General features: G+C 41.0%; 12 protein-coding genes. 3 read left to right on the forward strand and 9 right to left on the reverse strand.

What is annotated here, in order from left to right:
- Positions 1 to 78 precede the first annotated feature (78 nt).
- Positions 79 to 966 (forward strand): EamA family transporter, encoded by an 888-nt coding sequence (locus MHN79_RS05930; protein WP_239172099.1) that lies wholly within the window; start codon positions 79 to 81, stop codon positions 964 to 966.
- Between the two features lie 103 nt (positions 967 to 1,069).
- Here MHN79_RS05930 and MHN79_RS05935 read toward each other — a convergent pair whose 3' ends face one another.
- From MHN79_RS05935 to MHN79_RS05970, 8 genes are all read right to left on the reverse strand, one after another.
- On the reverse strand, positions 1,070 to 1,606 hold the full coding sequence (locus MHN79_RS05935; RefSeq protein ID WP_239172100.1) for a nucleotidyltransferase family protein: 537 nt from the start codon (positions 1,604 to 1,606) through the stop codon (positions 1,070 to 1,072).
- 82 nt (positions 1,607 to 1,688) lie between these two features.
- The gene (locus MHN79_RS05940; RefSeq protein WP_239172209.1) at positions 1,689 to 1,985 is read right to left on the reverse strand and encodes a YciI family protein; all 297 of its coding nucleotides are present in this window, start codon (positions 1,983 to 1,985) and stop codon (positions 1,689 to 1,691) included.
- A 164-nt stretch (positions 1,986 to 2,149) separates the two neighbouring features.
- Complete coding sequence (locus tag MHN79_RS05945; protein ID WP_239172101.1) at positions 2,150 to 3,697, reverse strand: hybrid sensor histidine kinase/response regulator; 1,548 nt, start codon at positions 3,695 to 3,697, stop codon at positions 2,150 to 2,152.
- Positions 3,645 to 4,367 (reverse strand): PAS domain S-box protein, encoded by a 723-nt coding sequence (locus MHN79_RS05950; RefSeq protein WP_239172102.1) that lies wholly within the window; start codon positions 4,365 to 4,367, stop codon positions 3,645 to 3,647. The genes MHN79_RS05945 and MHN79_RS05950 overlap by 53 nt, the downstream gene beginning before the upstream one ends.
- A 12-nt stretch (positions 4,368 to 4,379) precedes the next feature.
- Complete coding sequence (locus MHN79_RS05955; protein WP_239172103.1) at positions 4,380 to 6,050, reverse strand: aromatic amino acid ammonia-lyase; 1,671 nt, start codon at positions 6,048 to 6,050, stop codon at positions 4,380 to 4,382.
- 19 nt (positions 6,051 to 6,069) lie between these two features.
- Entirely contained in the window at positions 6,070 to 7,326 is a 1,257-nt protein-coding gene (locus MHN79_RS20860; protein ID WP_275436100.1) for a methyl-accepting chemotaxis protein, read from the reverse strand.
- 86 nt (positions 7,327 to 7,412) lie between these two features.
- On the reverse strand, positions 7,413 to 7,760 hold the full coding sequence (locus MHN79_RS05965; protein ID WP_160931174.1) for a photoactive yellow protein: 348 nt from the start codon (positions 7,758 to 7,760) through the stop codon (positions 7,413 to 7,415).
- Positions 7,761 to 7,789: 29 nt separating this feature from the next.
- Positions 7,790 to 8,509: a hypothetical protein gene (locus tag MHN79_RS05970; RefSeq protein WP_160931176.1), complete on the reverse strand. Its 720-nt coding sequence runs from the start codon at positions 8,507 to 8,509 to the stop codon at positions 7,790 to 7,792.
- A 154-nt stretch (positions 8,510 to 8,663) separates the two neighbouring features.
- On the opposite strand from MHN79_RS05970, the gene MHN79_RS05975 reads away from it, so the two are divergent.
- Positions 8,664 to 9,830, forward strand: a complete 1,167-nt coding sequence (locus MHN79_RS05975; RefSeq protein ID WP_239172104.1) for an AMP-binding protein — start codon at positions 8,664 to 8,666, stop codon at positions 9,828 to 9,830.
- A 16-nt stretch (positions 9,831 to 9,846) separates the two neighbouring features.
- On the opposite strand, the gene MHN79_RS05980 is transcribed toward MHN79_RS05975, so the two are convergent.
- Positions 9,847 to 10,542 carry a response regulator transcription factor gene (locus MHN79_RS05980; RefSeq protein ID WP_239172105.1) on the reverse strand — a complete coding sequence of 232 codons (696 nt, stop codon included), beginning with the start codon at positions 10,540 to 10,542 and terminating at the stop codon, positions 9,847 to 9,849.
- A gap of 485 nt (positions 10,543 to 11,027) precedes the next feature.
- Here MHN79_RS05980 and MHN79_RS05985 point away from each other — a divergent pair, with 485 nt between their 5' ends.
- On the forward strand, positions 11,028 to 12,068 hold the full coding sequence (locus MHN79_RS05985; RefSeq protein WP_239172106.1) for a hypothetical protein: 1,041 nt from the start codon (positions 11,028 to 11,030) through the stop codon (positions 12,066 to 12,068).
- The last annotated feature ends 63 nt before the right edge of the window (positions 12,069 to 12,131 follow it).

Genomic DNA, 12,131 nt, shown 5'->3' on the forward strand with positions numbered 1-12,131 from the left:
AAAGCCCTCAGCATACCTTTGTAAGTTGATATACTACGACTTTTTTGACAAAATACAAAATTAAAAAGGACTCTATATATGAAGTTAAAGGATATTTCTCTTGCATTATTAGTTATTGTTATATGGGGTGTAAATTTTTCCATTATAAAGATTGGCTTAGAGGAACTACCACCATTGTTATTTTCTGCATTACGCTTTACTATTGTTGCAATTCCAGCAGTATTTTTTGTTCCCTTCCCTAAAACTTCAGTATGGAATGTACTGGGAGTGGGTCTATTTCTTGGTGTATTAAAGTTTGGTTTCTTATTTTTTGCTATGGATGCCGATGCATCAGCTGGTTTATCCTCGTTACTTTTACAATCTCAAGTATTTTTTACTATAGGGTTAAGTATCCTCCTATTTAAAGAGAAAATTAACCAGGGTCAGATTATAGGGATATTAGTTGCCACTATAGGTTTTAGTCTATTCTTTATTGAAACTAGCACCAACATTACATTGCTTGGCTTAGTGCTAATTCTAATGGCTGCATTTTTTTGGGCCATATCAAATATCATTATGAAGAGAACAAAAGGCGTTAACTTATTAAATTTTATGATATGGGTATGCTTAATACCACCTCTACCTTTATTAGCTATATCATACTATACAGAAACAAATACACCTATCGAATTAGTGATGTCTGCCAGCACTACAACTTGGGCCGCACTAATATATGTCAGTTATGCGTCCACATTGGTTGCTTTTGCTATTTGGGGATGGCTGTTAAGAAAGTATGAGGCAGTCTCTGTTACCCCTTTTGCCCTATTGATCCCTATAGTAGGCATCATTACTTCCAGTTTTATATTACAAGAAAGGTTATCTAATATAGAAAAAACCGGAACTTTACTAATTATGTTTGGGCTAATATTTTGTGTTTTTTACAACAAGATATTTGATGGGTTAAAGGTCAAATCATTCACTTCATAATTAACTTAATTATATACTGAAATAATGAAAAGTGCTTATTTAAGCACTTTCAAAACATTATCAATATAAGGTAAATAAAGTGGCTTTGAGCCTCGGATACTTGTTATGGAACAACTTTCAAGGCTGGCCATCTAGCTAACCAGCCTTTTGAATTTAGACGATTTTCAAACGTTTCTCGAGATCTCTTGGGGTTATATGTAATGCAATAATCAAATAGTGAGTCAAAACCAAAAGAGGCAATACATTCGTACTGGTCAAGCCCCACTTTCCTTATAGCCACAGCGGTTTCTTTTTCAACCCAAAAACTCATAGCATCTAAAGTACTTAAATAGGGCCGATCGCCATTACGTTTATGCATATAGGCTTGATTACGAACCTGCCAATTTACTTCAGGCTGCCACTTTTTCAATTTGGCTTCGTAAGCCAAATAAGCATTTGGATCGGCTTCATGTTGATCGTAGTAAATGACATCTACATCATTTAAAGGTGTTGGCGACTCAAAACTATGTAACCAATCCCAAACTAAGTTACGTACAAAACCTGCAGCTATATAGCACTGAGGCAAATTCAGTTGAGATACTCTATCTAGCGCGGATACTCTGACTTGGTCTTGCTTAATCAGTTCGATTATTTTGTCCATGTTTACCATATAACGCTTAATAGATATTCGTAACCACGCTTAACTAAAGCACAAAGTGAGCGACCTGCTCTTTTTACGATAGTTAGCCAGTTGACTGAACTAAAGACGCAAACTCAGGAGCAGATTTGGTAGGAATAAACTCGATTATTTCATAATCGGCCAGATGATGAACCTTGAACGGATCCTCATCTAAAATTTGCTCTAAATCGCCTAGATTACCTACTGTGGCAAGAATGACTCCACCAGTGCGGGGCTCTTTTCTACCCGAAGCGATAAAGCTGCCTTTTTCATAGTGCTTGTCTAGGTAGCTAATGTGCTCCTCTAGATATTTATCAATTTGAGACATATCACTGATGTAGGTTATCGACACAATAAACATCATTGTTTCCTTTTTGTATTTTCTGGTGACTGAGCTAGCAACAACTCAATGACGAATTTTGCATGGTTTATTGCCGGATCACACAATCTGAATCGCTTTAATGAGAGGTTATGCGTGAAATTTTCTTAGCTTGTTTGTGGCGTGATATATAATCGTCGCACAGCTCAGCATTTTTCTAAAATAGCGATAATGTCATTGAGACGAATAGGCTTGTTGACTATCCCATTAGTATGCTGATTGATGACTCGAATTGAGTCGTCACCATGGCTGATCACCTCTCCTGTAATAGCGTACTTGGGAATCGAGCGCCAGTGTTCGTTGTTGTCTAGTATTTCAAGTAATTCGACGCCATCTAACACTGGCATTTTTAAATCGGTCAGAATAAGGTCAAACTGAGCTTGGTCCATTTTATTTAGCGCATCGGCACCATTTTGCGCGGTTGTGATCTTACACCCCAATGCAGAGAGGAGATCGGTCAAAGATTGTCCAACCGCTACATCATCATCCACAAGTAAAACATGCTTGTTTTGATGGGGAGGCACAGCAGTAGTTTTTTTATCTTTACTCGCATAACCGATATAGCGAGGGAAATCGCACTGGAAAATAGTTCCCTTGCCTAACGCTGACTTACAAGATATCTGCCCCCCAAAAGATTCCACCACAGTTTTTGTCATGGCAAGGCCTAATCCTGTCCCCTTACCCACTGACTTGGTTGTCATAAATGGCTCAAAGATCCTAACCTGAACATCTTCACTCATACCTTCGCCAGAATCCTCGACGATCAATGTACATTTAACTTTTGTTTGCTTGAAGGTAACGGAGATTGATTTGGATGTGGTAAATTCAACTGCATCCTTGGCGTTATTCATCAAATTGATCAGAATTTGCTGCATCCCTGCAGCGTCGCCCATTATCATGCATTGTTGATCGCTTGCCGATACTCTGTAGGTCACATCAATACCCTCTTTACTAAATAAGTCACTGAGCATATTAAGTGTATTTTTACTGGCAAGAACCACATCGATAGGTTTTAACTCTTCACTTTTTCTCGCAACACTGGAAACACCTCGCAATCCATCAACGATACGCTCTATTCGGTGGGAGGCTTCCTTCAGTTGCTCTAGATGAGAAGCGGTAAATACTTCTTCGCCTAAGTTTTGAGATTGCTTAAGGCCAATTAAGTCAATGATGGAGACAATCACCGAAAGCGGATTATTGATCTCATGGCCCACACCGGCAGCCAGCTCACCAAGAGATGCTAATTTGGCATTTTGTTGAGAGATCTGTCTATGCTTTTCGAGTTCAATAGCATTGAGCCTTTCCTGTGAGACATCGAAACAGATCCCTGAAATACATCGCTGAATCGATTTCTTTTCACTAAAACTTGTTGCTTTGCAACGTATCCATCTCGGTTGGCTGCTTTCGTCACTATTGATTTGATATTCAACATTCAAATCCGCTTCTGCCGTAAGGGCTCGAATAAACTTAAACCTCACTTCTTGCCTATCTGCTTGATGTATGGTGTTTAACCAATGCTCGATGGTTACCGTTGGCACATCAGACAACCCATGCATCCGTGCCACTTTCGTGTCCATTCTCAGCTTGTCTCTTTCAAGATCAAAAGACCAACAACCAACGAGAGAGGAATCCATCACCATGTCACGCTGACGAATCATCTCTAGGTAGGCAAGCCGAGATATCTCTTTGCACACTGACCCAATGAGAATACCAACCCGTTTTATCTTTCACTGGCGTGATGTTTAATTCCACACTAAATGTACTACCGTCTTTACGATAGTTAGTGACTTGTTCAACAATCGGGGTCCAGCTTTCTAATGCTTGACGAATTCTCCGGTTACTCGCACTGGATGTTTCAGGACCCTGCAATATTTTGGGTGAATAACCGACAAGCTCTGTCTGACCATACCCAGACATATTGGCAAAAAGCTCATTAGCAAAAATGATCTTTGGCCCTCCTTCACTTAGATCTGGGGCATTAGTCACAACCACGGCATCGTTCATACTTTCAATTATGATATGAAAAAAGTCACCCACACTGTCGAATATTGAGTCTCGGTCAGATTGCTGAATCAACAACGAGATATTGCCATTGGTTTGTAATTCAAGCTTAAACGTGTAGACTTTTAAATCTTGAAGTGTTGCGCCTTCTGCCTCTTCAAATTCATAGTGTGAAAACTCAAAAGACGAGTGGAAGACTTTACACCAGCGAGCCGTGTGATTCAGCCGCCTTTGCAAACTGCCTACTATTTTTTCCTTCATGTCCAGCTTGCCGTCCAAGTGTTCCCAGGTTTCTTTCCCATCCCAATTAAAACGACAAGTGTGACAACTATCTTTTTCATAATCAGTTTGTAAATCTAACATTCAGATGGCCCACTAAAAGGAAATGCTGTCATCTAGAAATGGCTGGCTGCTCATCAACTCACCATTTAGCATTGACTCGCTTAGTATCTCAACAAACTCAGAATATCGACCATGATTTTGTGGCTGACAAACAAAGTCACTATCCTGTTGCGAAAGTAACTTTCTACACTCTCGATAAAGTTCTTTAGAATGTGTTCCAAAACAGGCTTGCACTGGCTTACCTAATTGCTGTGCTTTGAGAGCGATAGCCTGAACTGCAATCAGTGAAGTCGCCGCCATGTGTTTTGCCAAAAGTTGAATACTATCTTGAGTTAACTGGGCAGAGCCGAACCCTTGAGAGTTTAGGTTTTGGTTGAATTGCTCCGCATAAACTGGGAAATGGATACTCAATGGGGAAGATTTTTGCTCAAGCAATGGCGCCAAAGAATTACTCAAGATTTGTAATGGCTTAACGCCAAGACATTGTCCTACATAGTGTGGTGCCACAAGAGAAGCCGATAACCCTCCACTAAAGGCAGGTTCAACGAGTTGCGCTACTTGAGCTTCATTGTGCTTTGCAAGCAATGCGAGGTTAACGCGCATTCTGTCCATGCTCATTGCCATATGCTGACCAAGGAAGTTTCCTCCATGAAGAAAGCGTTCCTGAACCGTGTCAATCAGCGGATTATCCGTCGCACTATTCATTTCAATTTCGATAGAACGTTTTGACACGACAAAGTCTTCAAGTATCGCACCGAGAAACTGAGGTATACAGCGCAAAGAATACCTATCTTGAATCAATGACTGATTAGCAAAATCCTTCTCTACCTCTTCCCTCACCCGAAGCATTTCACTCGATTCCAACCCCAACCGCATGGCCTTCGCAACCCAGAGTTGCCCTGGATGAGGTCGATGTTGGTGAATGAAGTCGTCAAAAGGACGCGTATCTACTTGCATGATTTCACAAAATGCCACTTGAAGCTTTAAATGAAGATCAAACAATGTCACGAAGTCGAGGGCATTTTTTGCCGCAATTGCGGTCAAACATGACGTACCGTTGATGAGCGCCAAACCCTCTTTTTCTTTCAGTTCAATGGGACTTAGATTTAATCTGGACAGCACTTGAGTACATGGCAAATATTGCCCATTTAGTAACAGCTTAAATCGCTCAGATTGTCCGGTTACGGCACCCGCAATAGCAGAAAGCGGTATCAAATCACCGCTTGCACCAATAGAACCAAGTTCTTGAACCAAGGGGGTTATGTCTTGGTTAGCAAGCTGAATATATCTATCTACAACTTCTTTCCTAATTGCCGATGTGCCATGGCAAAGAGAATTTGCGCGTAAGTACATCGCAATTTTAACGACATTTTGAGGAAGCGGCTTTCCTGCGCCAGACATGTGGGCGCAAACCAATGCTTTTTGCAATTCGGTGGGATTCTCAGCGGCTTGATTAGCAAGACCGCCAAACATAGTATTCACACCATATATTTTGGCGCCAGCATCGAGTTGATGCCTAAGCACCTTGCAACTTTTATCAAAAAAATCCGGACTATTAATCGCTTGTCCTAATTTCGCATCATAGCCATTTCGGCACAAAGCTCTGATATTAGAAAGTGTCAATGAAACACCATCAAGCTCTATCCAATTTTTAACCTCTCGCCTTTCAGCGTATAACTCACTGGCATAGCTTGAATCCATCATATAAGTCTTACTCCCTGCTTTAATTTACATTTGCTAAGCGCTGCTTGCTTGAGTTATCTAAGCCAAATTCACCGTGAGTATTATCGATAGATAGATTCTGCTCGGGTGGGTTTGCTTCGACTCCGGTATTCAAATTTAGCGGTACTTCAAGAACTTCACTCAAGCGATTAATTGAATGGACGCTTTCTCTTGCGAACTGATAGATTCCATCCAACATACAAAAATGTGATTCTAATTCGGCCAATGAAGACTGTAAGATTCCTTTCAGGCCGCTAACTGTACCCGCTGTTTGACCCATTTGGCCTACTAATACTTGAACATCATCCCACTGACATTGTATTTCATCCACAACATTGCAGACAGAATGACTAACGGTGCTAATTGATGCATCTATTTCAGCCATAGACTGCGCAGAAGAAGCACTCGCTTGAAGAATATTTTGTGAAATCTCACTGATACGATGGGTTGCCTCATCGGTTTGCTGGGCCAGTTTTTTCACCTCATCGGCAACGACCGCAAACCCTCTGCCCGATTCCCCAGCTCTAGCAGCTTCGATGGATGCATTGAGTGCTAACAGCTGAGTCATATTAGCAATATCGGCAATTGACTGGGTGACGTCAGAGATCTCCTCTGCCTGTTTGGCCAGTGCGGTAATCATAGAATGGGTTTGTTGTACTTTTTCTACACTGCTGGTCGCTTTCTCTTTCAACTCGCCGGAATCATCTAATACAGCTTGAAACCTCTGTCCTAATCCATCAATAGAAATATAGATTTTTTCGAATGTTTGCGTCGCATAATCGGCCGCTGAATCGCCTTGGGCAAAGGCACTGCGCACAGCGTCAGGGCTGAAGGGGTGTTGATCACCAATCGAAACTAGATGGTCAGAATAACATTGCACTGAGCGCAGCTCTTCCGTGGCCCTCTCTACAAGGTCATGATCATGGTGGTAATCATCAAATAACTTATGTGATCGCTCAGCAACCGCCTTCAGCGTATCCGCAAGCCAAGGTACAAGAAAGTCGGGTTCAATAGGCTTTCCCTCTTGAGTTCGAATGTTGAATTGATCAGCATTTTGGTTGACCATCTCAAGTATTTGTTGCATTGGAAGAACAATCCTACGCCAGTGTAAATAAGTTGAAATAACGACAAATATTGCGCTTGCGCCACAAACCGTAAAGGCTAATGCATCACTATCCCACGCAAAAAGAACACAGGCAAAGAGCAAGCTCACGATTGCAATCAATGAGGATGCTAAAATTCGATATAGCTCAAACATTTATTTCCCTCCAAAACATAACTGGTCGGTACATGTCAAAACAGTGACCACCTACTAACACTGTTTCGACATAACACTGAGCTTAATTACCAATCACACAGCAGATATTGAGCGCTGTTGTCTTTAATAAGACGTAACTTAACTGGCGTAGGCTCCATCTTGAGTGTGAAGGTGTAAGGTAAGTTTTCATCCAGTGCTGCACCCTTGTCATACTTCTGAGCCACCATAAAATTATTGGTACAAGGTGCGACTTGAGTGAAAAAGTGTTTACCCATAACAGAGGCTTTGGGCATACCTGTATGCTTAACTTGGCTATCGTTGTAATCGGTCACGTTTCCTTTGTGATCCATTTTAACAATGCCAAAGTTTGCTCTATTAAAATCAGATGAGCTTGAACCATTTAGCTGACTAGCACTGACGTTTGAAAAGTTCATAACTTTCTCCTGTGTTTATAATTAGCGGTCTAATGACCTAAAGTAAGCACGACAGAAAAACCACGATTGTGGTTTCTCTGATCGTGAATTGCTGACATACAAAGCTCGGCTCCTTTCGCATCCCCATATCGGCTTTTGAATTGAATCGGCTGTTTAATAATTTCACCTTGAGAAGACGCCTTAAGGTATTGAGCATTATCTTCAAGAGATAAGTTAGTAACTTGTGACAACAACTTGCCGAGTGCTGAGTCAGAACTACAAATATGTGTTTCACCCGTGACATTCCAGCTGTCTATGCTGCCTTCGGTGTCGAGCGTAAAAATTACATGACCATCAACGGACTCGAACACTGTCGAGAGTTGCTGCTCGGCAATGTATTTTTCGGTTTCCGATTTAACTTGATTAGTTACGTTGTTCAGTGACGCGATGTAATCATCTTCAGCTTGACGCATGACAGTAACGTCAAGCCACAAGCTTTCATTGTCACTCCCGTTTGGTACCTCTATGCAAAATCGTCGGTTTTCCATCACCTGCCCACCAGACTCATTGAACGCTAAAATAGCCTCTTTTAGCTCTGGCAACACATCGTCTAGGAATGTGAAAAAGTTATCAAAGTAGCCTCCAGGCGCGAATCGGTTAAATAACTGGGCAACACGTGGATTGGCAATCTTCACTTTTCCCTGACCATCAAATTCAATAAGTGCGACCGGCGCTACATATAAAAATTCTAAAAGCTTCTCTTCTGTCATGGTTACATTCCATATGATTTGTTGTGGGATAACCTTGATTATGAAGAGCAAGATTTCCAACCCATTTCTAAGATGTTTCAATCATGTTTCACTCAGTAATCGATCGCTTAAAGCAACCTATACTCGACTCATGACAAGCGTAAGGAGGCCAAAAATGAAGCCGGAAGAAAGACTGCACTGGACAGGATATATGCTGTTGAATACGATTTTGGATCTCATTGTCGAAGCCTGCCAATACTCCTATGAAGATAAGCAATCCATTCGTTTGATGGCGACAAATGAAGATGAAAACGGACGATGGCAGTTGGACTCATTGGCAACATTTCAAGCCGCAAGTTTCGTGTCCATGTTTTTTAATATCAGGGAACAAAAAGACGCAGAAGCGCTTTATGCAATTGCCAATTTAAACCAATGGGCCCATATTGTCGCAGAACACCTTAATGCAACAAACGACGCCCGAATTACCTTCCTCACTTCTGGATCAACAGGCAAAGCTAAACAAATATCGAAACCACTTTACGCTCTAGAACAAGAAGCACGAATCTGGCTGAGATTAAACGGAGATGTACGATACGTATATAGTATGGTAGCAACCCACCATATTTATGGATTTATATGGGCAACAATTTTACCTGCGCTTTGTAATGCCCATGTGGTTGATGCGCGGCAGTTACCACTGTCAGTGATCATTCAACATAATAAGAGTTTGATCGTCACCATCGCGGATGGCTTATCAATGTTACAAACCATACGCCACAAAATGCTGTCTCAATGCAATGTCGTCATATCTGGTTCACCTTGCCACCACCGACACCTGAAGTATGCAGCTGATATTGGGGTAAAACGTGTGATTCAAATCTACGGCTCAACAGAAACTGGCGGGGTTGGGTGGCGAGACCAATGTCACACAGAATATCGACTAAGAGAAGATCTCAAGTTCATCGGCACCGATATCTATCAGGGCGAGAGTCGTTTGGACATTCAAGATCATCTAAAAGTTGTCAGCGCAAACAGCTTCGATATCGAAGGACGAAAAGATGGGATGATTCAAATCAAGGGGCATAATATCGATATTGGAGAAGTTCGCCACAAAATATCTCAACACCCTGATATTATCGACTCTGCAATCAAAGTAAAAGAACATGATGAGATCAAGTCAATCCATGTGTTTATAGTTCCTGTACGTGATGCACTAAAAGACAAGCTTAGATATGAAATTGTCACCCTATGCGAGCAATCGGTATTAGCTCAAAACATAGTATTTGGAGCAAAGCTACCGAAAAACGAAATGGGAAAAGTCTCCGATTGGTCGACCTCTTAGATTCTAACAAATGACATTAACTATTTAAGTAGTAGCCAAAGCCAACTGATGTCATAATGATTTGCGGATGTTTGGGGTCGACCTCTACCTTCTTTCGCAAACGCGTAATAGCAACATCCATGGCTCGTTCACTTTCAGGACCATCAACACCAGAGACAGCATCAATTAATTCGGCTCTTGAGTATACACGTCCTACTTTCTGTGCCAATTGTTTGATAATCATAAATTCTTTCAATGTCAATGGAATATCTTTTTCGCGCTTTAAACATCGCAACTGTTTTTTCTCTGTATCCAACAGGATATGTTGGACTTTCAGATCTTCCTGCAGTTTTTCATCTCTGATGTAGCGACTGGAGTGTGTTTTTATTCGTAGCAATAACTCTTTGACAGAATAAGGCTTAGACAAATAATCTGTTGCGCCAAATTCAAGACCAATAATACGATCTTCAACGTCTCCTCGGGCACTACAAACAATAACTGGAATGACAGATGAAGAGCGAATTTTTCTAAGAACAACCAATCCATCCTCGTCAGGAAGATTTAAATCAAGAATTACACAGTCAAAGGCACCATGACTTAACGCGTCCAAACCATCTTGTGCATTCAGCTTATGAGTGACCGCTATGCCCGATATATCAAGGTATTCGTGAACCACATCGCCAAGCTGATAGTCATCCTCGACTAACAATACCTGCAAAGTATTTGCTGACAATCCCAGCACTCCCATAGTCTCAATTTAGCCAACCCAATCTTAAGCTCTGATGCCATAAAAATTAGTTTACTAGTGTTAAAAAGCCTAATTTAGCTTGGATTTTATTATCAATAATTCTAACTTGTGAGAAAAATCTGATATCGACCCCCAAGTCTCATCAAATTGCTCAAAGGAATTGTTATTAGGATCACCTTGATAAACTGTTCTGCAATAGCAAACCACGTCGGTCATCTCACTTACTAGTCAATCAAGTAGCCCAAGGACATAACACAGTCACACATGTAAACATGTTTCAATTACACCGACTAAAAATAGCAGCTTACTAATATAAACAGAGTCCGCTCGCTTTAATGGCGAACTTCACAATATACAAATATTATTATCAATAGTGACTTTCAAAGACAAAAAGGTGGATGGAACACCTTTATTGAGAGTCTTAACTCAGTCGCTGAAAATGATCGCCCATATTTAGAAAGGAGTCGCAAGTGTTTGATAATGATGTTATCGCAAGCCTCAGACAGTACAATCGTTTGCAAGAGGTGAAAGTGCAGCCAGGAGATGTACTCATCTTTAAAGTCTTTCCGGGGTGGGCTCATGACAAAATTGCAGCTTCGATCACCAAAGCTCAAAAATACCTTCATTGGAAATCACCCGATGAAAAAGCAGGTATCAAGCTTAAAGGTGATGCCGCCTCTGAACACATCGCTATTGGATTATCTTCCAGAAAACTTGCTGAAGCTGCTGGCGAAATTCATGACGATGATGACATTCCCAATACAGCTGCTGTTGTATACCGATGTGCAGATAAACAATTGGCGGAGGCTGCAGTAACAATAACTAAAGCTTTATGTAGGATAACAGTCGATACAAGACCAAAAGGCCTTCCAGTAGAGGGAGGTCATTATGATATGGTAGGTGCAGCCAAATCTTTGTATACTAAAAGAACATTCCATGCGACAACAAATGAGTATATCGAGGATGTGCTTAGCTTTGTTTATGGTAGTACTAATCTCATCCCTGATATGTTTTGTTCACAACTCGCTATTACTGCCTATGAGGCTGCATCCGTTGCTATATACGGAAAAACATGCTTTGGCTCCGACCCAAGAGGGGTCACCCCAAAACATATGGAGCACCTTCTCAATACAAGAGGAAATTTTCATCTCGCGGGAAGAATACAAGTCCCTCCTCTACTCATGCATACTGACAAAGTGATACATGCTTATAATAATGCGAGAAAGTGGCGACAAAGTGCTGACTCAATAGAGCTTAAATCCTTGATTTATAGTTCTTGGTGTAAGCAAGCAGAACGCAAAAAACAAGGGGTTGGTGAGTTACTCTATCTCTATGAAACATACTTTGGGCTCAATGTAAAACCTAAGTTCAGACATATGATGAAGCCAATGAGCAAAGAGCTGTTAATCTCTTATCCTGCTATCAAAGCATTGCAGATGAAACCAAAAAAAAGCGGTCGTTTGTACAATATTGTTTTTAAAGAAATAGCCCCTTTGGATTACTTTTTATAAGGATAAACAACGCTCCTGATTTATAAATTAAACGTATCACGGATACCTTTCAATTAAGTCCCA

It is taken from the genome of Vibrio sp. Of14-4 (assembly GCF_022347625.1).
Classification (GTDB): domain Bacteria; phylum Pseudomonadota; class Gammaproteobacteria; order Enterobacterales; family Vibrionaceae; genus Vibrio; species Vibrio pristinus.